Here is a 23,266-nt window from a genome sequence, read left to right as displayed (position 1 = left end):
TGTTTCCGTTTTAATGTTTTATATGGGATTTATTCAGGTGCTGTCAAAACCGATGATTTTATCCTTTACCAGTGAGAAAACAACAGGAATTCTGCAGACAGTCGTTGCCTGCGGTATGATGGTATCCAGTATCATGATTGGCGGTGGAATCTTAAAGAGCAAATATGTAAATGTCATGGTGGCAAGCTTTATTGTGTCTGGTATTACTATGGCAGGATTTGGTGCAACGACAAGCATGACCGTCATTATTATTTCTGGATTTTTATTCTTTGCTTCGCTACCATATGCAACTACAAGTATTGATGTTCTCATAAGGAAATCCATTGATAATGAGAAACAGGGTAGAGCATGGGGACTTATTTCTTTGATTTCACAGCTGGGATATGTAATTGCTTATGTTTTGGCAGGTGTTCTTGCAGATTATGTATTTAATCCGGCACTGGTAGAAGGCGGTGTGCTGGCGGATACTGTTGGAAAAGTCATAGGAACTGGTGAAACAAGAGGAATCGGATTCTTACTAATTCTTGCCGGACTAGGCCTTGTAATTACAGCACTTATTGTTTCTAAATCAAAGACTATCCGTGAAATGGATTCGCAGAAAGAAGCAGAAGGTAGTTTGGATGAATAACAATCATTTCAATGATGAGAGCTTGCGAAGCAAAGATATATAGTCGGAAGGAGAAAAAATAATGTTTTTTAAAATTGTAAAGAATGATTTCGGCAGGAAGAAAATCATAACTGTGGCAGTGTCTGTATTTATAACCATGGCAGTTATTTTGGCAGCTAGTGCAACAAATATCATTGCAAATCTGGTTCAGTCGATGTCGGAACTTCAGAAATGTGCAGTCCCATCTGACATTACGCAGATGCATTCCGGAAAATATGACCAGGCAGAAATAGATAAATTTACAGAAAAGCAACGTGAGAATATAGCGATGCAGGAGACGATGGTTCTTCTAAATTTCGGTGGAAATGATATCCTTTTAGGTAAAAATGAAACGATGGCTGGAACAGTACAGGATATTTCATTTGTTGTACAGAATAAGAAATTTGATTTTATATTAAATCTGAATAATGAAAAGCTGAATGTAAAGGAAGGTGAAGTGGCGGTTCCCATCTATTTCATGGAAAGACATGACTTAAAAATAGGTGATACGATTACGGTGAAAAGTGAAGGATACCTGAAAGAGTTTGTCATTTCAGATTATGCAAGAGATTATGAGATGAACTCTTCCCTTACTTCTTCGAAACGGTTTGTTATTAATCAGGCGAACTATGATGAAATGCTTAAGAAACAGGTAGGGGAACTGGAATATCTTATCGAATTTAAACTTAATAAAAACGGGGATTCTCAGGCTGCTTTGACTGCATATATGGTCGCAGGTCTTCCGGCAAACGGTCCTACAGTCGGAGCAAAGATATTTATGGTGTTTGCTGCTATGTCAGATGTGGCAGTTGCGATGGTAATTATACTTATCAGTATTTTGATGATTATTATATCCTCGGTCTGTATCAGACTTACGTTTCTGGCAACGATTGATGAAGATTTAAGAGAAATCGGTGTTATGAAAGCAATGGGAATATCCAAAAAGGATATAAAGAAGGTGTATATTACCAAATACAGAGTTATGTCAGTGGTAGCCTGTATAATAGGCTATGTGCTTTCCTTTGTAGTGGTAAATCTGTTTAACGGTAATATGAGACTTTATATATCTTCGGATTTATCAGGAAACTTAAAATATGTACTATCTCTTATAGCTCCATTATTTGTATATTTCATGATTGTGATGTACTGCAAGAAAGTACTGAAAAGAATCGATAAGATTTCTGCGGTGCAAGCTTTGCGAACAGATATCATGGAGCGTGGAAAGAACCGAAAATACAGGTTTCCATTGCTTAAGAACAAATTCCTGCGCACCAATATTTACATGGGAATTAGGGATGTATGGAAGCGTTTCAAGTTATACAGGTTACTGATTTTTATTTTCGCCGTATGTACGGTTATTGTAATTCTTCCGTTAAATATGTATAACACCATGAATTCACGGTCATTTTCCACATACATGGGAATAGGAAAATGCGACATGAGAATCGATCTTCGAAAGACAGATACGATTACACAAGATTTTGAAAAGCTGCAGGAAGAGCTGCAGGAAGATTCGGATATTGAAAAGCATGCTGCCTACATAACATGTTCCTACCAGGTCAAAAATGCTAAAGGTTCCTGGGACTATATTAATATTGAAACCGGAGATTTTGACCTATTTCCATTAAATTATGTGGAAGGGAGAGCAACGAAGGGTGAAGGAGAAATCGCACTTTCCTATGCAAATGCGTCAAAAGACGGATTAAACAAGAAAGTGGGAGATGAAGTAGTAGTAAAGGTTGCCGGGACAGAAAAGACTATGAAAGTATGTGGTATTTATCAAGATATTACAAATGGTGGGAAAACAGCAAAGTCGGATACTAGTCTTGGTTTAAATGAAGATGCCGTTCTTTGGTATATTGTAAACATGGATGTGGCGACCGGCGTTGATATTAGAAAGAAAATGGACTACTATCAGAATACCTATGATTCTGCGAAGGTAAATGATATCAAAGAATATACTGGGCAGACTCTTGGAAATATCATTGATCAGATGAGCACAATTGTTATAGGCGGAATCGCAATTGCATTAATAATTGTTGCATTGGTAACTGTATTATTCCTTAAGATGTTATTGGCAAAGGATATGTCCCAGATTGCAATCATGCGAAGTGTGGGATTAACTTCTAAAAATATTAAACATCAATATATGGCAGGAACTTTGATGGTACTGATATTGGGAATCATACTTGGAGTGCTGGCTTCTGGTTATTTAGGGGAGTTTCTTGTAAGTATGGCAATGTCCTCTATGGGAGCTGCAAGAATTCAATTTGTTAATGTTGCATGGCAGACCTTACTGCTATGTCCGTTAGTGCTGATTGTAGTAGTTGGAGTTACTATATCTGTGTGCTGCACAGTAACAGTAGAAGATGATTTATCTGTAGGTTTAAGAAGTTAGAACTGCCGAAAAATAAGGCATTCCGGGGTGCCTCTGTGGATATAGACTTTGATTTGAATATTTTACATTGGAGGAATATATATGAGCAATATATTAGAAGCAAGAAGTATGAAGAACAAAATCTCCCTACGGTCGAGTATTAAAGTGATGCTCCACAAATAGTGTGGCATCACCTCTTAATTATCATATCTGAACCACATTCTATACACAAAACAATAGGACTACCACTTTTCTTGTCATATTCTTCAGGCGTATAACATTCAAACGCAACAAAGTCAGGCACTTCTTCTTCAAACCCACATTTTTTACATTTAAAAAGTATCATTTTATCACGTTCTTGTGGTCGAAATGGTATGCTATCCTCATTCACTTTACCTTTAAAAATTCTTTTAATACGTTCCCATATCATATATATACCCATACTTTCTATGCCATATTTGCCACAATTCCATTAGCTGGCCGCATTTTAAACACTTTCTCGGATCTTTGGAAAAATTAATAATCATTAATTCTCTATAAGTCATTTTTCTTGTTTCCTTTTTCCAATTTATTTTTAGTGTGAACTGAATTGCCTTAAGACCACTTTTTATGTATTGCAAAAGACCAAAACACTTCCGAACTTTTACACTTATACTGCCTGCATATACTCCGTATAGTCTAACCATCTTGAAATATTTAGGGGTAATATGCATTAATAATCTACCTACAAATACTTGCGCTGTAACTGTTTCTTCTACTCTTTCATTGGTTTCATGACTCTTATACCAAAACGTTACATTTTTCCCATCATAACTAAGTATTCTATATTCTGCTATCGCGGGCCTTGCTAAATATCTACCGATATATCTTGCTGCACCTCTTGCGCTTTTCATTCTTGATTTTGCATTTATATAAAATCCATCTGGATAATCTTTGAACATTTTTAAGTACTCTGTTTTTTTCTCTGGATTTTTACTAATCATATAATTTATTAATTTGTACTGCCATACCTTCCTAAAATACTCATAGTCGAAGAAGCACATATCTTTAACTTCGTTACTCCTTGTTTTTATTTCTGGAACCAATGCATGCACATGAGGGTTAAATCCTATATTCCTTCCAAATGCATGAACTACTCCAATCATTCCACTTTGCCAAAGTACTCCTCCTTTTTTGCTCCTTTTCTTCTTTTGATATTCTTCTCTATTTTTATAGTTTACACCATTTGCAAACTCATTTATAACCTCATACACCATGTCTTGCAGGTCTTTAAGACTCTCTCTATTCCAGAAAAAATATTTTCTGTACTCAGCGGGTATTGTGAACACACAATGTCTATGTGGTACATCTAAAATCTTGTTTACTTGTTTTTCTACCCATTCACTTATGTACTTTTTCCCACATTTACTGCAAAATCTACTTTTGCATGTAAATCCTATTTTAAATACTTCTAAACATTTTAAGCATATATACGCAACAAAACCTAATGAAATATCTCCACATCCTATCATTTTCATTACTTCGATATTCATATGTTCTCTCATCTTTTCAGGATACTTTTCTTTATTCAATTTCCAAAACTCTGGATAATTATCTTCAAATATTTGTTTTATAGTAATCTTATTTTTTTTCATGATTTAATCATCTCATATTTATCTGATTTTTTCTATCTATTTTTTAGCTAGAATGTTATCCACAGCGGTTTCCGCAAGCTGTTTCCTATATAATAAAAAAGTAGAATTATGGAAAGATAATGAGCTTCATATCTTAAAGGATGTAAACTTTGCGATAGAAAAAGGTGAATTCGTATCGGTCATGGGGCCATCTGGAAGCGGGAAGTCAACACTGCTATATAATGTAAGTGGTATGGATAGAATTACTTCTGGTAGTGTGAAATTTAAGGGACGTGAAATGGTTGGACTAAAAGAAGAAGAACTGGCGAAGATTAGGCTTAATAACATGGGATTTATTTTTCAAGATATTAATCTTTTAAAGAATCTGTCAGTGATTGACAATGTTATGTTTCCTGCCTTTGTATCAAAAGATGCGGATAAAAATGTGGTATATCAAAACGCAAAAAAACTACTTAAAATGACAGGAATTGAAAAGCTTGCAGATAATAATGTCACCCAGGCATCTGGTGGACAGCTGCAGAGAGCCGGCATTTGCAGAGCACTTATAAATGATCCGGATATCATATTTGGAGATGAACCAACCGGAGCATTAGATTCCAAATCGGCAACAGAGATTATGTCAATTCTTGCAGAGATAAATAAAAAAGGAACAACCGTAATGCTCGTTACGCATGATGTAAAGGTGGCATCAAAAACCGAAAGAATATTGTATATGGTAGATGGAAATATTGTTGCACAGAACAAAATGCGTAAATACGATGCGCAGCATGACGATATTAAGGAAAGGGAAGAAAGCATTATGAAATGGTTAGTGGAAAATGGATTCTAATTTTTCATTACATGTGTAACAAATACAGAATAAGCACTATAAAATGCCATAGGGAGTTAAGAGATACTTCCTGTCCAGGACAAAACTTTCCTTTAACGGAGGTTAAATCCATGGTATGCAGTATCTTAGCTAGCGATCGTAGCTAAGATACTTATACTGTGTAGGAAGAAGACACCCTATGGTTTATATCAAAATCATTTAACATGACAGTTAATGAACTTATGAATTTGAATGGTTTGAAAGATAGTAGTGGTAGCAATTTTATAATACTAAGTACTAGTGACTTTAGTCATAAGTAGTTAACGGTATATCTATACTAATTCTATTCATATTAGTACCATCTGTATTAATTAAATATAGTTCGTATGCAGGAGGTGAATCAGGCCAGTTTGTATACTTAAAAAATAAAAGTTTATCGCTCTTATGATAATAAGTAGGACTATTTTCAGATACTCTTAGATTAGTTAATTGTTTAGCTCTTCTCGTTTTAATATCCATAGTATACAGTTCATATTCAAAGGGGCTAAGACTTTTAGCTACAGCTGAAAAAGCAATAGAATTATTATCGGGCGATAATTTTATATCGCCAATTGTGTCATTTTCTTCAATTGTTCCATAATCTTTTATGGATAGAATTGAAATTGGATTGTTTAAAGCATTTAATGAAATTGTGGAAATGTTATTTCCTACTTCATCAGACCTGTTAAAGATTAAAGTGTTTCCATCTTTTGTGATATTTAAATCTTTTATTTGATACTCTTTAATAAAGGTAAGTTGCTTTAAGTTCTTTCCGTTTATGTCAACAGAGAAAATATCATATTCATGTGTAGAAGTCCTGTGAATTCATCATCATAAGGTTTGAAAATTAATATTAATAAGCCTATAATTAATGTGAAAATAAAAATACGTTTCATGATTTTATCTCTTCTAAAGGGTAGAATTCAACATTTTTATGAAACTCACTCGTTATCTTATAATGTTTATCGGGATGTGAATCACCTAAAGTCTTTACCATAGTAAATTTTCTCAATATAGAATTTGTAGTATTTGATTTTTGTTCATTATCCAATAATTTATTAATCTGAATCACGCCAACATCCCCCTCCAACTAATTCGCATTAAAATATTATTTTACTTATACCGTATATTTACAATTGATGAACTATTTAAGAATATTCCGAACTAATCAAATATTATATATATTTGTAGTATTTCTTACTATAGAAGCCTAAAGTCCAATTTTCATAAAGCTCACTGTGAAAGGTAAATGTTTATACTTTCTTGTACCTGTATGTATAAATCCTAAACCACTGTACCAATTCATTAATTTCGTACTTTCCTCAATTACTCCAATAGTCATTTTATTACTTCCCATTTCGCGGGCTTTATCCATTGCAAAAATAATCATTTCTCTGCCATAACCTTTATGGCGATATTCTACCAATACAGCGAGATTATTCAGTCCAAAACTCCCACCATCATTCTTGCTAAGCGAAAAATAACCTACAATGATACCATTATCCAGGTAAGCAAACATTGGTCGACCTTCATCATACTGCTTATATAATTTTTCATCTTTCATAAAACTTGCATTCCCTGGACAGTTCTCTTTTGTAAGACTAAATTCTTGTGCTACCGTTCCAAAACTTTTTCTGATTACTTGTACACATACTTTAATCTCATCTCTTTCTATCTGCCTTATCATTTTATCACTTCCATACTCACATTTTATTAATAATATTTACTTCGTAATAAACTACTGTTGCGACTAACGTAGAAAACAGTATGATATATTAGTGGTGTTGTTCTTTGAAGTGCATCATGTGCAGAGGAACTAATAAATATATATGGTATCCAAACATTATTAAGTAATAAAAAATAGAAAATCTTTCATGTTTAGGTTAGTAGATAATTCTTTTTAATATACTCAATCCATTTATTTTGCAATTGCTCCTCTGTTATGCCAAAAATGCCTATAACGTTATCCGGTGATTTTATTAAATTATATAACTTACCATAACCAAACTCTTCAACTATTGATTCTACTATTGTGTATGAATATTGATACCCGTTGCGTTTGAAAAATGTTTCAAAATCATCTCCAGTATCTAAATCATTGAGTGTAGGAATCGTACTGTTTACTAAACCTTCATTAATTGTTTTCCTTATCCAGTTTTCATTATTATCTTTTGCTTCGTAACATGCAATTCCTTCATTCAACCATCTGGGCGTATGATTATTTATTTTATTTACTATTATATGCACAAACTCATGAACAGCTGTATTTACTACGTTATCAAATTGTGAACCAGGTGGTGGATTTAAAGGAGATGCTATTACAATTTTGTCTACCCCAATCCCTCCTCTTATCCAATCAGGTGCATTGGGAAATCCTAAAGCAATATGAAGCTGATTAATGTCTGAATGAATCTCAATAGTCAGTTTCTCTTTAAGTTGTTCATTAAAAATAATTGTAATTCTATTGTAACTATTTTCGAGAACATTTGAAACTTTATCTATACATGTCTTATCTATTTCAGTGTAATAAATTATAAAATGTTGAGTTTCTTTTCTTAAAATTAGTTTGTAATCTTTCTCTTTATATATCTGTTCACATTCTACGTTACCCGAACAATCTTCTTTTCTTTGCTCTATCATTTCAGTTTTCTCCCTTATAGTTAATATTATTTTCGAATATGTTGGTTTGTACGTTATTTTTTACAATTATTCATGTATCGCAGAATCACGATTGATGTACTATATAAGAATAAGACGACTATTATAATTTATCTAAATGATTTTCTGTATACACTTCAATTCCATTTTTAATTAATAGTTCTGCGGTTAAACCATTTCCTTTTACTAGTTTCCCAGAAAATGTGCCATCATATATAAGTTCACAACCACACGAAGGACTTTTAGGTTGTAGTATTGCTTTTGATACCTCTGACTTTAGCAATTGCTAAAGCCCTTTCTGCACCTTCAATAAACTCTTTAGTAAAATCTTGCCCCTCTTTACTAATTACTTTTTTATTGTCACTTTCATATATGACAATCTCACAACATGGTCTTTGAGTAGGCAACCCAACTATAACTTTATTCTCACTATTTCTCCCATCATATCTACAATTAACTCCTGCTAAACAGGAACTTACCAAGTACATGTAGCACCATCTCATTTTATTAGTTTTATGATATAAGAATTTTCAGTTGCATAATAATTTTACAATGATACATGTATCGTAGAATCACGATACATACATGTATCATTAATGAAAAATATGAACTAATCTTAAATATGAAAATTTATTGTTCTTCAATCAAATCAGGCAAATATCCCATTTTAAGCATTGCATTGATATATCCTAAGAAACGTTGAGTATGTTTTTCAATATCATCCTCACTTATACCTATAAAAATTATCACTTGATAAATGAGACTACATCCACCGCAGCTAAAAAGATAATCTCCCGTAGTTTCCTCAAAGAAGAAACAAATATCCTCCATTTTTATTTTCTTAGCATCTTGATTTGTAAGTTCCATAAATTCTTGTACGTCTTGATACTCCTGCTCATAAAAAACCTCATTACGTTTTGTATGAGGTAAATAGTATCCATGAATATTAAGTCCAAACTGTTGAGGAGAAGAATTCTCTGCTTCCTGACGCATAGCACTTTCTTCTTTATCCCATTTTTCTATTTCCTCGTCTGTCATATCAAATGAAAATCTTGGTGCTTTATGCTCCAGTTTATCTTTAAAATGGCTCATAATCACATTTAATTGAAAACTTTTCATACGCCTATCATTTGAGGTTAGAGGCAGCGCATCACACTGCTCTAAAAAATATTGCTCTGTTTCCTTAAATGTATGGGCACATGCAGTCACTAATTTAGCATATTCTTGCAACGCCTGTTGGAATTTTTCTTCCCATTTATCATCTGTTAATTTTACTACATTATTGTTTAGAATAGTTATACTGCTATCTTTATTTCTCTCAAGAGACATTAATATTCCTCCAATTCCATAAAAGTTAGATTAATAAACTTTATTACGTTTTATTTTACGAGTATAACATGAAATATTTATTTAATTATACTAATAATACCATAAATTTTTAAATAGAGTATATATGGATTTATCCAGTAGAGCGGGTAATTCTTATTCACAGCAACAATATAAAATCAACTATAAATTGTTATTCAATTTAGGTAATTCATAATGAATAATTATTAGTACATTTGTAAATAACAATAAAAAAAAAGGCGTACTAAACTAAAATTATAATGGACCATATGTCAATGACATTTTAAAAAAAAGAGCCTTTTAAAAATACCCTCTTTAAAATGAATATGGGTTTTGTCTCTGCATCTCTCTTATATATTCTTCTGCCTGCTTCTGGTATTCTAATATATTTTTATTAGACTTCTCTTACAGTAGTAGTGCTTTTTCCTTTTCAAATTCTTTCAATTCAGAAATTCTCGTTACTTCTTTTTGAGCTTCCACAGCTGAAACTTCAAGTTTTATTTTTAGGGTATCAACGTCGATGTCTTTGGATATTATTTTATTCTCAAGATCTATTTTTCTTGCCTGACTATCTGCAAGTAAGGTTTTAACTGTTTCATTTTCACTTTTTACCTTGTTTAATTCATAATCACCCATGAGGATTCCCATAAACTCTTTACTACTCTTACCGCTTTCTTGAATGAATTCTATGAGTTTTTCTTTATCATTTGTTTCCATTATTGCTGAAAAAGGGGTAGTAACCATTAATCATAAATTTACTATGTTAAGAAAATATAGCCAAAATAACGATAAATCCAGGAGAATATTTAAAATACTCGTGTTATTTTAATATTTTTCTCAAAGAAGTTACATTAGCTAATATATACTTATAATATTTTCAATTTTTATCTCTTTGAGGTGTAGAAGGTACAGAATATTTCTTATAATTGAAATTTATGTTATATTTAGTATATAAATAAAGTCTAATTTAGGCTTATTTACTAATATAAACAATATACCATAAAGTAATGGAGACAAAAATGATATCAAGATTTGTTAACTTAAATATTAAAGAAAGTACAAATATTACATAGATAAATAAGGTGGCGGGAAATGTGGTAAAGGTTTTATTAGTTGAAGATGACGAATCATTGAATAGAGGTATTAGTTTTTAGCTAAGCAGAGAAGGAATGAAGGTATTTACTGCTAGTTGTATTAAAGAGGCAAGAGAGATTTTTAATAATGAAAATATTGATTTTATTATACTTGATGTAGGGCTTCCAGATGGAAATGGATTTGATTTTTGCTGCGAAATCAGAAAAAAAAGTAATGCTATAGTAATATTTTTAACAGCTTGCGATGAGGAAGTAGATATAGTTACAGGTCTAGACATGGGTGCTGATGACTACATTACAAAGCCGTTTAGTTTTATGGTGCTTTTGTCTAAGATAAATGCTCTTATTAGAAGGAATTGTGTGAAAAAAGGAGAAGAAAAGATTATGTCTCAAGGTATAGTTTTTTATCTTAAGGATATGAAGATATTAAAAAATCTAGAGGAAATATTTTTAAGTAAAACAGAACTGAAATTATTCAAATACTTAATTATGAATCCTAAGCAAATTCTTACAAAGGAGCAGCTTTTAAATGAATTGTGGGATATTGATGGGGATTTTATAGACCCAAATACTATAGCTGTAAATATAAGAAGACTTAGAGAAAAAATTGGTGATGATGCCTCAAATCCAATATATATAAAGTCAGTGAGAGGCGTAGGGTATATGTGGGTAGGTGAGTGTAAAAAATGTCTGTAGATATAAAAAAAGAGCCATTATTTAAGAAGCTTACAGTAATAGTAATGATAAGTGTATTTATAATGGGTACAATATTTTTAGGTTCGCAATATTATTTTATAAATAAACTTTATAATAGTCAGTTTCAGATAAATCAAACAATGGTTGGTACGCTTACTAGTATGTATCCAGAAAATGAAGTTGAAATTGTAAAGGCCGTTATTGATAAAAGTGATGATAAATATAATAAAAGTGGACAAGATATACTTGCAAAATACGGATATCATGATGATTCAACCATAGCCTACGATAAGGTGAAAAAAGAATATTTTTTTAATATAATAACCTATGACATAATAATAATAGTAGTAATATCTATGATTGTTATTGCTCTCTTGTGGTTCACAATAAAATATTTTTTTCGCAAGATAGATAGTTTTTCTTTAGCTGTGGATGAAATCATGAAGGATAATTATTCTTTCGATATGAATGATTATGACCAGGGTATTTTATCTAGGCTAAATTTTCAATTTAAGCAAATGAGTAAGAAACTTGAAAGTAATATAACTACGCTTGAGGCAGAAAAAGAAAATATAAAATCATTAGTAACTGATATTTCACATCAATTAAAAACACCAGTATCATCTATTAAGCTTTTCAATCAAATTTTATTAGAGGACGATATAAGCAGTAGTGAGAGAATAGAGTTTTTAACTAGAAGTGAAAGTGATATTAATAGCTTGGAATGGTTAGTTGGATCACTAGTTAAGTTGTCAAGACTCGAAGTAGGTATGATAAATATTAAAATGCACAGAGAAGACTTAAAAAATACTATCTTAAAAGCTATTAATGAAATTTATTTTAAAGCAGAGGAAAAGAATATTGAAATAATTATTGGAAATTTCAAAAACATGCTTATAGATCACGATACAAATTGGACAAAGGAAGCAGTATTTAATGTTTTAGAAAATGCAGTAAAATATACAAATGAAGGTGGAAAGATATCTGTAGATATGATCGAAATGGAATCATTTATTAGAATAGATATTGAAGATAGCGGAATTGGTATATCAGAAAATGAAATGAGTGATGTTTATAAAAGATTTTACAGGGGAAAATCAAAGGGCGTTCAAGTAAAAGAAGGTAGTGGTGTAGGGTTATATTTAACAAGAAAAATACTTGAAATTCAAGGTGGAAGTATAATATTAACTTCAAGGCAAGGAGAAGGTACTGTGTTTAACTTTTTCTTACAAAAGTGTTAGCTAGTATGAAAGCGTATTGAAAGAAAATAATGTTATTCTTTATATATAGATGACAGAAGACAATTGATAGTTAAAAGTTAAGAGTGAATAAATTTAAATTTTAACTTTCAATTTCCCACGTTCAACTTCAAAATATAGGGGGATAACAAATATGGAAATTTTAAAAACAGTTAATTTAAAAAAATATTATGGTAAAGACGAAAATCTAGTAAAGGCGCTAGATGATGTTAGTATATCCATTAAAGAGGGTGAGTTTGTAGCTATAGTTGGAACTTCAGGTTCAGGAAAAAGTACTCTACTACATTTGCTTGGTGGACTTGACACGCCAATGTCCGGAAAGGTTATTATTGATGGCACAGATATTTATTCTATGAAGGATGATAAACTTGCTATTTTCAGAAGAAGAAAGATTGGATTTGTGTTTCAAGCGTTTAACTTAATTCCAGTTTTAAATGTTTGGGAAAATATAACTTTTCCAATAGGGCTTGATAATAAAGTCGTAGATAAAGATTATATAAAAGAATTAATGGAAACTATTAAGATATATGATAAAAAAGACAATCTACCAAATGCATTGTCAGGAGGTCAGCAGCAAAGAGTGGCAATAGCAAGAGCTCTTGCTACAAAACCAGCAATTATACTTGCAGATGAACCAACTGGAAACTTAGACTCTAAAACAGGACAGGAAGTAATAAATTTATTGAAAATGTCTGCTAAGAAGTATAACCAAACACTTATTATGATAACTCATGATGATAAAATAGCACAAATGGCAGATAGAATTATTAGAATTGAGGATGGTAAGATAAAAGGGGGATTTGTAAATGAATAGTTTATCAAATCTTTCAAAAAAAAACCTGAAAATGAATAAAAGAATAAACTTAGTAGCTATGATTTCTATAATTTTATCCACATGTCTTATTACTGCAATAAGCATATTAACCTATAGTATGCATGAAATGAATGTAGATAAAGTAGTAAAACAAGTAGGATATAGTCATGCTACGTTTAGTCATCTTTCAACTAAAAATTTGGAGATTTTAAAAAACCATAAAAATGTTAAAGAAGTAGGAGAAAGCATTCAGCTAGGAAATTATCAAGACATTAGGTTTGCACCAAATTTATTAAGATTATCTTATAATGATGCAATTTATGCGAAAAATAATAATGAGAAAATTATAGAAGGTACTTTTCCTAAAAAAGAAAATGAAATAGCAGTGCCAAAATGGATGTTAGAAGAAATGGGAGTAAAAAGTAGTATAGGAGAAAAAATAAATATTCATTATAGCAGTAGTAATAAACAGCTAAAATCACACTATGAAGGAAAAGGAGAATTTGTACTCTGTGGAATTTTAAATGATAGTGATGAAGAAAAAAATAGGAACACTGCTGTATCTCTTGTATCAAAAGAATATATACTTAAGCATGTAAAGAATAAGGATATTGATTTACAGGCGGATTTTACTGTAAAAGGATTTAATATTAAAGACACGATATATAGTGTAGCAAAAGATTTGGGTATTGATAATAAGAATGTACATGTAAATGAGGAATATTTAAAGGCACTGGGAGTTGAACATGATATTATGATGGTTTCAGCCATTATATGTATTGTAATAATAGCTGCATGTGTACTTGTTATAAATAACATTTTTGTTATTCATATAGGAACTAAAATAAGAGAATTTGGACTTGTATCCGCACTTGGAGCAACTAAAAAACAAATTAGAAAGTTAGTGTTTAAAGAAGGTTTAATGCTATCACTCCTAGGAATTCCATTAGGTATTATACTTGGACACATTTTAAGCTTTAGTGTAGGACATTTAGTTTTTATTTCGGATTCATATATAAAAGTTGAAACCTCAATTTTTATTATATTAATAGCAACTTTTATTAGCTTAATCACAATTATACTTTCTCTAAGAAAGCCTAGTAAAATAGCTTCTAAAATATCGCCTATAGAAGCCATAAGATATAGTGGTGTAAAAATTAGTTCAAAGAAAAAGAAAAGAAAGGGAGAGAAAATAATAAGCTTAAAAAAATTAGCATATTTAAATCTTTGGAGAAACAAAAAAAGGACAATAGTCACAGTGATATCTATATCATTAACAGGAGTTTTAATCATATTATTTTCAAGTATGGCTAATGTAATTGATTTAGATACATTGGTAGATACTTATGTATCAGGAGATATTGAACTTACTAGTGTTAATGCTTTAGGCACTTATGGTGATATAGGAGATGACCCACTAGATAAAAAAATATTAAATGATATTAAAAAGATAGATGGGATAGAAAAAGTTACTACTTTTAAGCATAATTTACCAAAATATACAGATGGAAAACATTGCGATTTATATGGATATGATGAGAATTCACTTGAAGAATGCAAAAAATATATGGTTGATGGTAAATTATCAATAAGTGATATGAAAAATAAAAACATAATATTAGTTAAAAGAGATTTAGAGGATACTAGTTACAAATATAATAATTTAAAAGTTGGAAACAAAGTAAAAGTTGTGGTTCATGATAAAGCGTCAGATTCAGATATTGAAAAAGAGTTTATAGTTGGTGGATCATTTAACAAGTTACCTGAAAAATTACCATTTCGTCATATGGGACCAACTCTTATAGTCCATGAAGCAACTTTTGATAGAAATATTAATGATAAGCGAATAGCAAGAATATCAATAAATATTGAAGAGGCTAAATACGAAAGTGTGGAAAAATCTATAAAAAAACTTTCCTCTAAAAATGAGAGAATATCATTTTCATCTAAAAAAGAGTTTAAAGAAAAACAGGAAAAGGATATGCTAGGAATGAAAATTGCTAGTATGAGCTTAGTTGGTATCATTGGCTTAATTGGGGTTATTAATTTAGTTAATACAATGATTACAAGCATAATGGCTAGAAAAAAAGAATTAGCAATGATGCAAGCAGCAGGACTTACAAACGCTCAGTTGAGAGCTATGCTTCAAATTGAAGGTATGTACTATTCTGTAATAAGCTTAATAATGTCTATTACAGGAGGAGTGTCACTAGGGTATTTATTTTACCTTGCTAATAAAGACGGTAATGAACACATTATATATAGATTACCAATTGGATCAATACTTGCAGTAGCAATAGGATTTATAGCAATTCAGTATGTTATAACTTATATTGTAGAAAGAAAACTACACGGTGAAACTGTAATTGAAAGAATAAGGTGTAATGAATAATTAATATATTTCCTTATTATAAGTAAAAACTATTTATTAGGGATTAAAAAAGTTTAGTGTAATCTATTTTAATTGAATTATCTTACCATATACCTCATATGTGGAGTGATGTTTGATGCTAATAAAAAAAATATATATGCCATAATAAGAAAAGATAGCAAAACTTTGTATTAAAGTTTTGCTATCTTTTTTATTAGCAAAGTGATTTATACTCCCACTTATAGAAGTGGGATACTATCCTTTTGAAATGTCGTTAAATATGGATAAAAGCAAAAAAAGATATTATAGGTAAAACAAAGAAATTAAAGGTAAAATAAAGATAAAATGATAAAATTTGTAGTATAATGAAGATAGAATAAGGTTCAGGACTGCAAGGATTATTTTTGAAGAGAAAATATGAACAAAAAAATGAATTATGAATAAAATAAGGGGCTTAGAAAGCATGAAGAGAGAAAAAATACTAGAAAATTTAAAATCACAAATAAAAATGGGTAATCATATTATTGGGGTAGCTGCAGGTGCAGGAATAACGGCAACATATGCCAAACAGGGTGGGGCTGATTTTCTTTTGATGTTAAATTCAGGTAGGTTTCGCCAAATGGGGAGGGGCTCACTAGCAGGTTTTTTACCGTTTTGTAATAGCAATGATATGGTAATGGACTTTGCTTCTAAAGAAATAATGCCTTTGGTAACTGACATACCTATTATTTTTGGCCTTAATGCAACAGACCCTACTAAAAACATAGATAGTTACATAGGTGAAATAAAAGGCATGGGTTTTTCTGGTATTAATAATTACCCGACAGTTGGACTAATTGACGGTCAATTTAGCGAGGCTCTAAAAGACAATGGACAGCATTATCTAATTGAAGTGCAAGCAATAAGAATAGCCCATGAAAAAGATATGTTTACAGTTGCATTTGTATTTGACGAGATACAAGCAGCTCAGATGATTGATGCTGGAGCTGATATAATTTGTGCACATTTAGGATTAACGGGAGGAGGGTTATTAGGGGCAAAAAAAGTATTCTCTCTGGAAGCCGCAAAGGTTAAAGTGGACAAGATATTTAATAAATGTAATGAATTAAAGCCAGAAGTAATTAAGTTGGTTTATGGTGGCCCTGTAAAGACACCAATTGATATTCAGTATATGTATAGTAGTAATAAAAACTTAATGGGATATATAGGTGGGTCTGCATTTGAGAGAATTCCATCAGAAAAGGCGATTACAAATATAACAAAAGCCTTTAAAATAGCAGGGCAGCTGAATGAAGATGATTTAATGATTAAGATGTTGGATGGAGTTACAAAACACTATGATTATGTTGGATTTGTGCAGGAATACGTTTCTGAAAATTATATGAATGATATTTCGTTTATAGATTTAGCTATAGTAGCGCATGTATCTAGGAGTTACTTAAGCAGTCTATTCAAAAAGAAAGTTGGTTGCAGTTTTCCAGAGTATATAGTTAAATTCCGTATAAATAAAGCAGTAGAAATTTTAGAAAGAGAAAATATCCAGTTATCAGAGTTAGCATCATTAGTCGGTTATCATGATTATGCACAATTTAGCAAAATGTTTAAAAAATATAAGGGATTGTCTCCAAAACAATATAAATCTAAAAAAAATACATAAGCACAAAAACATAAGACATAAAAGCATTTACGGTAAGAAGCTATGGCAGTATGATTAATTTGTAATAAATCATACCGTTTTTTAATGAGAACATTCTTAAAATCATTTATCTAGTATTGTGAAGGATAGATAAAACGAAAGTTGTACAGGGGGCTAAAAAATTGAAAACAGTTGCAATTGCAGGAACATTTGATACGAAAGGTGATGAGTATTTATATTTAAAAGAATTGATTGAAAGTTTGGGGTTAAGTACTTTTACGATTCACACAGGTGTGTTTAAGTCAACATTTAAACCAGATGTATCAAACAATGAAGTAGCAGAGGCAGCAGGCATAGACATTAAAACTCTCGTTGATAAAAAGGACAGAGCATTAGCAACTGAAATATTATCAAAAGGTATGGAAAAATTAGTACCTAAATTATATAAAGAAGGTAAATTTAATGGAATTATATCCCTCGGAGGTAGTGGAGGAACTTCGCTAGTCACACCAGCTATGAGGGCACTTCCTATTGGGGTGCCAAAAGTTATGGTATCTACAGTAGCATCGGGAAATACTGCTCCATATGTAGGAACAAGTGATATTGTTATGATGCCATCCGTAGTAGATGTTTCAGGGCTTAATTCAATTTCAACTAAGATTTTTGCAAATGCAGCATTTGCAATCGCAGGTATGGTTAAATTTGAAAGCATAAAAGTAGTAGAGAAAAAAAAATTGATTGCTGCAACTATGTTTGGGGTAACAACTCCATGTGTAACGGCAGCCAGAAAATATCTTGAGGATAGAGGATATGAAGTGCTTGTGTTCCATGCAACAGGTATAGGTGGACAATCGATGGAAGCACTTATTGAGGCTGGATTTATTGAAGGAGTATTAGATCTTACAACAACAGAGTGGGCAGATGAAGTTATCGGTGGAGTTTTGAATGCAGGGGATCATCGTTTAGAGGCAGCAAGTAAAAATCATGTTCCACAGGTTGTATCAGTAGGGGCACTTGATATGTGCAACTTTGGGCCATACGATACAATACCAAAAAAGTTTGCGGGACGTAATTTTTACAAGCACAACCCGACAGTGACACTTATGAGAACAACTGTAGGAGAAAATGAAGCAATCGGGAGGAAACTTGTTGAGAAATTAAATATGGCGAAAGAGAAAACTGCTTTATTTTTACCGCTTAGAGGCATATCAACCATTGATGTAGAAGGTGAATCGTTCTATGGTGTAGAAGAAGATAAGATGCTATTTGACACCTTAAGAAATGGTGTGAGCAGAAACATTGTAGAAGTAATTGAAATGGATTGCGAGATTAATGATGTAGTATTTGCAGAAGCAGCAGCACAAAAATTAATAGCGTTAATGAATAAATAGGAGGAATTATAAATGAATAAAATGACGAGAAAAGAAATTATTACAAAGTTTAAGGGTGAAGTTAAAAATGGAAAGATACTATTAGGAGTAGGAGCGGGTACGGGTATTACTGCTAAAAGCAGCGAAGCTGGCGGAGCTGATATGCTAATTATATATAATTCTGGAAGATATAGAATGGCAGGCCGCGGATCACTTGCAGGATTATTATCTTATGGTGATGCAAATCAAATTGTGGTTGAGATGGGTTCAGAAGTATTACCTGTTGTAAAAAACATACCAGTTTTAGCAGGGGTATGTGGTACTGACCCTTTTAGAGTTATGGAGATATATTTAAAACAATTAAAGGATCAAGGGTTTAATGGAGTTCAAAATTTCCCAACAGTAGGTTTAATTGATGGTGTATTCAGACAAAATTTAGAAGAAACAGGTATGGGATATGGATTAGAAGTAGAAATGATTAGAACAGCACATGAATTAGACATGCTTACGACTCCTTATGTATTTAATCCAGATCAAGCAAAAGCAATGGCAGCAGCAGGAGCAGATATCTTAGTCGCACATATGGGTTTGACTACCAAAGGCACAATTGGAGCAAAAACAGCTCTTACATTAGATGATTGTGTTAAGAAGATTGAAGCTATTATTAAAGCCGGTAGAGAAGTTAATTCAGATATTATGGTGATTTGTCACGGGGGACCAATTGCAGAACCAGAAGATGCTACATATGTAATTGAAAGAACAGAAGGAATAGATGGTTTTTTTGGTGCATCAAGTATTGAAAGATTTGCAGCTGAGAAAGGTATTAAAGAACAGACAGTATTATTTAAATCGATAGCAAAATAAATTATTAAGACTATAATTTAACTGAAAACAAAATATATAATGCTAAAGAAATATAATGACAAACGAATGAGTTATGAGACGCTTATAAATAAGAGTGTGTTGTACCTCGTTCTGAAAAAAATTAAATGAGGTGATTGTTTAATGTTATTGGAATTTGTAACAGATGAAATTATGAAATATAAAGAATTATTAGATGAACGAATTATAACAGAAGAAGAATTTTTTATTAAGGAAAAAGAATTATTAAGAAAAAGGATTATTAAGAAGAATAATAAAATAAATATAGAATAATAAGAAGCTTAAAAATTTGGCTTCTTTTTTATTACGTAATATAGTAGCTTAATTTATTGTAATATAAATTGGGTTTAGGCTCTTAACAAAAAAGAATTCAAAAGAAAATAATGGTTGAATCGATATGTGGAATTAATTGTTAAAAATGAAAATATAGGGAATATGCTGGGTGTAAATGTTGTGTAAATAAAGAATAAAATCTGGATGTGGTAATATTTATATTTTACAAAAATTAGAAAAGCATAAGTATAGTTTAAGACTCATGCTTTTCTAATTTTAACTACTACATACTTATTAATTTTTCCTGCATTTATTTCTTATCCATATTATCCATCTTATTCATTTTATCCATCATTTTCATAGTATTCATTTGTATAGTTATATACATTTGCATCATGATATGCATGTGCATCATTTGCATATGCTCAGGCATAGTCATAGGCATAGTACTGTTAGATATAGGCATAATGGGCATAGGAATATTGGGCATGTTTGGCATGTTTGGCATATTAGGCATAGGTGCAGGTGCCATCCTCCACGGCATCATGGGTTCTTCCATATTGTACATTTGATTCATATTGTTCCTCCAAAAATTATTATGTTACCCTATTATATATATTCAAATGAAGTCAAAATGTGTTTGTATGATAGAAAAATATAAGTAGTAATTTATAGAAGAAGTTTATAATCTCTCCACTTAAATGTTACATAGCCATTTTCTAAATTTACAATCCTATGATTAGATACAGCTACTCTATGAGTGTATCTTCCAAGATATTCAAGTACGTACTCCGCACTCCCAAAACGAGGTCTACACTCTAATTTCTATTATTTCGTTTGCTGCTTTAATATTTATATAAAAGCAATTTAAATTAGCATGTGATTATTTAGGACTTGAGAATATTAGCACACATAGTTTCATAAAATATTCGAAACTTATATAATTTAAAGGTAATTAAGTTCATTTGTTGAATTATGGTATTAGAGCAAATGTTATGAAAAAAAATTATATCTATAATGTGAAACTTGAAAAATGAATACTAAATTGATAAATGTAGGTAATATAGTATTCAACTGAAAGTCATGTTTTATAAAGAGTTAGAATAGCGGAGATATGGCTTTAGTAGGTGTTAAATATTTTTATATAGGTTGGGAGTGAAATTTATGAAATATTATTTAATAAAATGGCAATATAATGTTATGAATCTGATAGGTGAAAAATTTATTTTTAATAATAATCCTCCTCATATATTTAAGTTTATTACGAATATACAATATGTTGAGGATCAGGATAGTATTAGATTATTGGATATTGCAGTGCCAGATGGTAACGGGATGTTTCCAATAATCATTTATGTTCATGGTGGAGGATGGATGAGTGGCAATAAAAATAGTTATACAAGAATATGTAAAAGCTTTGCTAAGGACGGATACTTAACATTTAATATTAATTATAGATTAGCACCAAAATACAGCTACCCAATACAAATTCAAGATATAGCCAGTGCAATAAATTGGGTTGAAAAGAATGCTGAAATTTATGGTGGAGATAAAACAAAAATATTTTTAGCAGGAGATTCCTCAGGTGCACATTTGATAAGTCATTATGTAACGATTTTAGAGAATGAAGACTTGAAAAAAATTACTAATATTGAAAAAGTAATTTCAATTGATGTTATAAAAGGTATCTTATTGTTTTATGGAGTGTATAATATTAGCGATTTAGATAAGCTTAATTCTCCGATTATAAAAATACAAAATGAAAGTTTTTTAGGTAAGGATTTGGATTTATATAAAAAAAGAGTCAAGTTGACTTCGTCAATATTTTACATTAATAAAAAATTTCCTCCAGCTTTCATATGTACAGGTGAAGTAGATATTATACATCCTCAATCTGTTGAACTTGCTAAAGAATTAAGTAAATATAAGGTGAATTATAAGTTATTAATGCTAAGTAAACAGGAGTATCCTGAAGCAAAACATGCATTTTTGAATTTTTATAAAAGGAAATGTTCCAGAGTAGCAATGGATGAAGCAGTAAAGTTTCTTAATTCTATATAGAATATAAGAAAACTAAAATGACCCAATGGGAATGCTCTTATTCACATATCCATTATTAGTTTTTGTATTATCTTTAGGATTAGAACTTATAGTAAAAAAAAGGGCGATTATTTTATTGATTAGCTTTATATGCTGTTTGATTGAAACATTTACTGTAATGGGTTCAATTTTTCTAATTTATTGTTTTATATATACTTTCATTTCTTTATTAGGAACATTTGTAGCAGATTTGATTATTATATGTAAGAATAAGCGCATCAATCATAAAAAACTGTATAATGAGGATTATTGGTATTTTGTGTATAGGAGGAGATTCAAATGAAAGCTAATACGAAAAGTGCAAAAATAACACTAATTCTTTCTGTATTTTCACTTATTATTACTTCCATAAACCTTGTATTTTCAAGAATTAACGGAATGACAATGTGGCCTGCAGTTACTATATTTTTTTCTAGCGTTACCATTTTTTGTTGTAGTATTACAAACTATAAATCACAGAAAAATAACGACAACAATTTTAACAAATGAGCGTAATATTTAGTTTTAATTAGTACACAATTTCCATAAAGTTTTTCATAAACAATTGTAAGAATTACTAAAGAAATTAGATGAATTGGACAGGATATGCCTATAATGTGAAGATGAAAGGATGTGTATGTTAGTGAATTTGGGAACAGCATTGATACATGGATTAATTTGGGCACTTATGTGGAGCAGTACGGTTACATTTATTGAAATAAAGTGGCCTCATTTATTTCTACAAGATTATCCGAAAGAACTACATGATGTTATTAATCTTCCTCCATTTACAAATAAAAAAGCTGCATATATGTTTGAAACAATAACGATGCTTTTAATTGTAGCTTTTATATTTTGGAGTGGAATATATACATATCATAAAAATTCAGTAAGTTATTGGGTAATCTTTTGCCATATACTTATAGTGTGCCTGTGTTGGAATATATTTGATTTAATCGTGATGGACTGGCTTATTTTTTGTACTTGGCAGCCGAAGTTTATTGTACTTCCTGGGAGTGAGGGAAATAAAGCGTACAAAGATTATAAATTCCATTTTATCGGTTTCTTAAAGGGGAGTGTAATATCAGTAATTGGGTCGATTGTTATTTCAGGGATATGTTTTGTGATTTTAAAGTATTTAATATGGTAAGAGCATGAGCATAATGTGTGGTTGTGTTAAGTCCGATTTTCATAAAGTTCGTCATAAACAACAGCAAGAATTCTTAAAGAATAACGGGGGTATGTCAAACTTATATTCTTATAAGAAGCAAGGCTAATTTATA

23 protein-coding genes and 3 pseudogenes are annotated in these 23,266 nt (G+C 31.0%); 15 read left to right on the top strand and 11 right to left on the bottom strand.

Features of this window, described 5'->3' with window-relative positions:
• Nucleotides 1–115: 115 nt before the first annotated feature.
• Together ACWJKP_RS11635 and ACWJKP_RS11630 are read left to right on the top strand one after the other, a co-directional pair.
• Nucleotides 116–628, top strand: a complete 513-nt coding sequence (locus ACWJKP_RS11635) for a hypothetical protein (protein WP_462961182.1) — start codon at nt 116–118, stop codon at nt 626–628.
• 61 nt (nt 629–689) lie between these two features.
• Complete coding sequence (locus ACWJKP_RS11630) at nt 690–3,044, top strand: FtsX-like permease family protein (RefSeq protein ID WP_165415001.1); 2,355 nt, start codon at nt 690–692, stop codon at nt 3,042–3,044.
• A gap of 169 nt (nt 3,045–3,213) precedes the next feature.
• Here the strand turns inward: ACWJKP_RS11630 and ACWJKP_RS11625 are convergent, their stop codons facing one another.
• Both ACWJKP_RS11625 and ACWJKP_RS11620 read right to left on the bottom strand, forming a co-directional pair.
• Nucleotides 3,214–3,453 carry a hypothetical protein gene (locus ACWJKP_RS11625; protein WP_165415064.1) on the bottom strand — a complete coding sequence of 80 codons (240 nt, stop codon included), beginning with the start codon at nt 3,451–3,453 and terminating at the stop codon, nt 3,214–3,216.
• Nucleotides 3,434–4,657, bottom strand: coding sequence for an IS91 family transposase (locus ACWJKP_RS11620; protein WP_224578775.1), 1,224 nt, complete (start codon nt 4,655–4,657; stop codon nt 3,434–3,436). Before ACWJKP_RS11620 ends, ACWJKP_RS11625 begins: the two co-directional genes overlap by 20 nt.
• 52 nt (nt 4,658–4,709) lie before the next feature.
• On the opposite strand from ACWJKP_RS11620, the gene ACWJKP_RS11615 reads away from it, so the two are divergent.
• Nucleotides 4,710–5,486, top strand: coding sequence for an ABC transporter ATP-binding protein (locus tag ACWJKP_RS11615; RefSeq protein ID WP_165415013.1), 777 nt, complete (start codon nt 4,710–4,712; stop codon nt 5,484–5,486).
• A 285-nt stretch (nt 5,487–5,771) separates the two neighbouring features.
• Here the strand turns inward: ACWJKP_RS11615 and ACWJKP_RS11610 are convergent, their stop codons facing one another.
• The 7 genes and pseudogenes from ACWJKP_RS11610 to ACWJKP_RS11580 all read right to left on the bottom strand — a co-directional run bounded on the left by ACWJKP_RS11610 (nt 5,772) and on the right by ACWJKP_RS11580 (nt 10,226).
• A complete protein-coding gene (locus ACWJKP_RS11610; RefSeq protein ID WP_165415012.1) occupies nt 5,772–5,984 on the bottom strand; it encodes a TolB-like translocation protein in 213 nt (70 codons plus the stop codon).
• Between the two features lie 412 nt (nt 5,985–6,396).
• The gene (locus ACWJKP_RS11605) at nt 6,397–6,576 is read right to left on the bottom strand and encodes a hypothetical protein (protein ID WP_165415011.1); all 180 of its coding nucleotides are present in this window, start codon (nt 6,574–6,576) and stop codon (nt 6,397–6,399) included.
• 138 nt (nt 6,577–6,714) lie between these two features.
• Complete coding sequence (locus ACWJKP_RS11600) at nt 6,715–7,191, bottom strand: GNAT family N-acetyltransferase (protein WP_165415010.1); 477 nt, start codon at nt 7,189–7,191, stop codon at nt 6,715–6,717.
• Nucleotides 7,192–7,382: 191 nt separating this feature from the next.
• Nucleotides 7,383–8,144: a peptidase MA family metallohydrolase gene (locus tag ACWJKP_RS11595; protein WP_224578918.1), complete on the bottom strand. Its 762-nt coding sequence runs from the start codon at nt 8,142–8,144 to the stop codon at nt 7,383–7,385.
• A gap of 121 nt (nt 8,145–8,265) precedes the next feature.
• Nucleotides 8,266–8,650, bottom strand: a pseudogene (locus ACWJKP_RS11590) (2-thiouracil desulfurase family protein).
• 142 nt (nt 8,651–8,792) lie between these two features.
• Nucleotides 8,793–9,491, bottom strand: coding sequence for a hypothetical protein (locus tag ACWJKP_RS11585; RefSeq protein WP_165412944.1), 699 nt, complete (start codon nt 9,489–9,491; stop codon nt 8,793–8,795).
• Nucleotides 9,492–9,914: 423 nt separating this feature from the next.
• Nucleotides 9,915–10,226, bottom strand: coding sequence for a hypothetical protein (locus ACWJKP_RS11580; RefSeq protein ID WP_224578919.1), 312 nt, complete (start codon nt 10,224–10,226; stop codon nt 9,915–9,917).
• 377 nt (nt 10,227–10,603) lie between these two features.
• Between ACWJKP_RS11580 and ACWJKP_RS11575 the strand changes: the two are divergent.
• The 8 genes and pseudogenes from ACWJKP_RS11575 (at nt 10,604) to ACWJKP_RS11540 (ending at nt 19,904) form a co-directional block, all read left to right on the top strand.
• Nucleotides 10,604–11,299, top strand: a pseudogene (locus ACWJKP_RS11575) (response regulator transcription factor).
• Nucleotides 11,290–12,540: a sensor histidine kinase gene (locus tag ACWJKP_RS11570; protein WP_165412946.1), complete on the top strand. Its 1,251-nt coding sequence runs from the start codon at nt 11,290–11,292 to the stop codon at nt 12,538–12,540. Before ACWJKP_RS11575 ends, ACWJKP_RS11570 begins: the two are co-directional and overlap by 10 nt.
• Nucleotides 12,541–12,691: 151 nt before the next feature.
• Nucleotides 12,692–13,372, top strand: a complete 681-nt coding sequence (locus ACWJKP_RS11565; protein ID WP_165412947.1) for an ABC transporter ATP-binding protein — start codon at nt 12,692–12,694, stop codon at nt 13,370–13,372.
• Nucleotides 13,365–15,764 carry an ABC transporter permease gene (locus ACWJKP_RS11560; protein ID WP_165412948.1) on the top strand — a complete coding sequence of 800 codons (2,400 nt, stop codon included), beginning with the start codon at nt 13,365–13,367 and terminating at the stop codon, nt 15,762–15,764. The genes ACWJKP_RS11565 and ACWJKP_RS11560 overlap by 8 nt, the downstream gene beginning before the upstream one ends.
• Before the next feature lie 442 nt (nt 15,765–16,206).
• Nucleotides 16,207–17,400: a phosphoenolpyruvate hydrolase family protein gene (locus ACWJKP_RS11555; protein WP_165412949.1), complete on the top strand. Its 1,194-nt coding sequence runs from the start codon at nt 16,207–16,209 to the stop codon at nt 17,398–17,400.
• Nucleotides 17,401–17,561: 161 nt separating this feature from the next.
• The gene (locus tag ACWJKP_RS11550; protein ID WP_165412950.1) at nt 17,562–18,770 is read left to right on the top strand and encodes a Tm-1-like ATP-binding domain-containing protein; all 1,209 of its coding nucleotides are present in this window, start codon (nt 17,562–17,564) and stop codon (nt 18,768–18,770) included.
• Nucleotides 18,771–18,782: 12 nt separating this feature from the next.
• Nucleotides 18,783–19,613 (top strand): phosphoenolpyruvate hydrolase family protein, encoded by an 831-nt coding sequence (locus ACWJKP_RS11545; RefSeq protein WP_165412951.1) that lies wholly within the window; start codon nt 18,783–18,785, stop codon nt 19,611–19,613.
• 141 nt (nt 19,614–19,754) lie between these two features.
• Entirely contained in the window at nt 19,755–19,904 is a 150-nt protein-coding gene (locus ACWJKP_RS11540; protein WP_165412952.1) for a hypothetical protein, read from the top strand.
• A 310-nt stretch (nt 19,905–20,214) separates the two neighbouring features.
• Here ACWJKP_RS11540 and ACWJKP_RS11535 read toward each other — a convergent pair whose 3' ends face one another.
• Together ACWJKP_RS11535 and ACWJKP_RS11530 are read right to left on the bottom strand one after the other, a co-directional pair.
• Nucleotides 20,215–20,481 (bottom strand): hypothetical protein, encoded by a 267-nt coding sequence (locus ACWJKP_RS11535; protein ID WP_165412953.1) that lies wholly within the window; start codon nt 20,479–20,481, stop codon nt 20,215–20,217.
• Nucleotides 20,482–20,585: 104 nt separating this feature from the next.
• Nucleotides 20,586–20,720, bottom strand: a pseudogene (locus ACWJKP_RS11530) (transposase); the annotation flags it as partial.
• 348 nt (nt 20,721–21,068) lie between these two features.
• Between ACWJKP_RS11530 and ACWJKP_RS11525 the strand changes: the two are divergent.
• From ACWJKP_RS11525 to ACWJKP_RS11510, 4 genes are all read left to right on the top strand, one after another.
• Nucleotides 21,069–21,965: an alpha/beta hydrolase gene (locus tag ACWJKP_RS11525; RefSeq protein WP_165412954.1), complete on the top strand. Its 897-nt coding sequence runs from the start codon at nt 21,069–21,071 to the stop codon at nt 21,963–21,965.
• 25 nt (nt 21,966–21,990) lie between these two features.
• Complete coding sequence (locus ACWJKP_RS11520; protein WP_462961181.1) at nt 21,991–22,287, top strand: DUF2651 family protein; 297 nt, start codon at nt 21,991–21,993, stop codon at nt 22,285–22,287.
• Nucleotides 22,284–22,493 (top strand): hypothetical protein, encoded by a 210-nt coding sequence (locus ACWJKP_RS11515; RefSeq protein WP_165412956.1) that lies wholly within the window; start codon nt 22,284–22,286, stop codon nt 22,491–22,493. The genes ACWJKP_RS11520 and ACWJKP_RS11515 overlap by 4 nt, the downstream gene beginning before the upstream one ends.
• A gap of 127 nt (nt 22,494–22,620) precedes the next feature.
• Nucleotides 22,621–23,133, top strand: coding sequence for a hypothetical protein (locus ACWJKP_RS11510; protein WP_224578920.1), 513 nt, complete (start codon nt 22,621–22,623; stop codon nt 23,131–23,133).
• Nucleotides 23,134–23,266 lie beyond the last annotated feature (133 nt).

The sequence above is a fragment of the Clostridium sp. CM037 genome, assembly GCF_055081095.1.
The sequence above is the reverse complement of the archived record's forward strand: the minus strand, read 5'-3'. Positions and strand labels throughout refer to the sequence as shown.

Bases quoted from the DNA above. Each gene is read 5' to 3' on its own strand.
- ACWJKP_RS11635 (WP_462961182.1), top strand. From the start codon at position 116: ATGATGGTATCCAGTATCATGATTGGCGGTGGAATCTTAAAGAGCAAA.
- ACWJKP_RS11630 (WP_165415001.1), top strand. From the start codon at position 690: ATGTTTTTTAAAATTGTAAAGAATGATTTCGGCAGGAAGAAAATCATA.
- ACWJKP_RS11625 (WP_165415064.1), bottom strand. From the start codon at position 3,453: ATGATATGGGAACGTATTAAAAGAATTTTTAAAGGTAAAGTGAATGAG.
- ACWJKP_RS11620 (WP_224578775.1), bottom strand. From the start codon at position 4,657: ATGAAAAAAAATAAGATTACTATAAAACAAATATTTGAAGATAATTAT.
- ACWJKP_RS11615 (WP_165415013.1), top strand. From the start codon at position 4,710: ATGTTATCCACAGCGGTTTCCGCAAGCTGTTTCCTATATAATAAAAAA.
- ACWJKP_RS11610 (WP_165415012.1), bottom strand. From the start codon at position 5,984: ATGGATATTAAAACGAGAAGAGCTAAACAATTAACTAATCTAAGAGTA.
- ACWJKP_RS11600 (WP_165415010.1), bottom strand. From the start codon at position 7,191: ATGATAAGGCAGATAGAAAGAGATGAGATTAAAGTATGTGTACAAGTA.
- ACWJKP_RS11595 (WP_224578918.1), bottom strand. From the start codon at position 8,144: ATGATAGAGCAAAGAAAAGAAGATTGTTCGGGTAACGTAGAATGTGAA.
- ACWJKP_RS11585 (WP_165412944.1), bottom strand. From the start codon at position 9,491: ATGTCTCTTGAGAGAAATAAAGATAGCAGTATAACTATTCTAAACAAT.
- ACWJKP_RS11580 (WP_224578919.1), bottom strand. From the start codon at position 10,226: ATGGAAACAAATGATAAAGAAAAACTCATAGAATTCATTCAAGAAAGC.
- ACWJKP_RS11570 (WP_165412946.1), top strand. From the start codon at position 11,290: ATGTCTGTAGATATAAAAAAAGAGCCATTATTTAAGAAGCTTACAGTA.
- ACWJKP_RS11565 (WP_165412947.1), top strand. From the start codon at position 12,692: ATGGAAATTTTAAAAACAGTTAATTTAAAAAAATATTATGGTAAAGAC.
- ACWJKP_RS11560 (WP_165412948.1), top strand. From the start codon at position 13,365: ATGAATAGTTTATCAAATCTTTCAAAAAAAAACCTGAAAATGAATAAA.
- ACWJKP_RS11555 (WP_165412949.1), top strand. From the start codon at position 16,207: ATGAAGAGAGAAAAAATACTAGAAAATTTAAAATCACAAATAAAAATG.
- ACWJKP_RS11545 (WP_165412951.1), top strand. From the start codon at position 18,783: ATGAATAAAATGACGAGAAAAGAAATTATTACAAAGTTTAAGGGTGAA.
- ACWJKP_RS11540 (WP_165412952.1), top strand. From the start codon at position 19,755: ATGTTATTGGAATTTGTAACAGATGAAATTATGAAATATAAAGAATTA.
- ACWJKP_RS11535 (WP_165412953.1), bottom strand. From the start codon at position 20,481: ATGAATCAAATGTACAATATGGAAGAACCCATGATGCCGTGGAGGATG.
- ACWJKP_RS11525 (WP_165412954.1), top strand. From the start codon at position 21,069: ATGAAATATTATTTAATAAAATGGCAATATAATGTTATGAATCTGATA.
- ACWJKP_RS11520 (WP_462961181.1), top strand. From the start codon at position 21,991: ATGGGAATGCTCTTATTCACATATCCATTATTAGTTTTTGTATTATCT.
- ACWJKP_RS11515 (WP_165412956.1), top strand. From the start codon at position 22,284: ATGAAAGCTAATACGAAAAGTGCAAAAATAACACTAATTCTTTCTGTA.
- ACWJKP_RS11510 (WP_224578920.1), top strand. From the start codon at position 22,621: ATGTTAGTGAATTTGGGAACAGCATTGATACATGGATTAATTTGGGCA.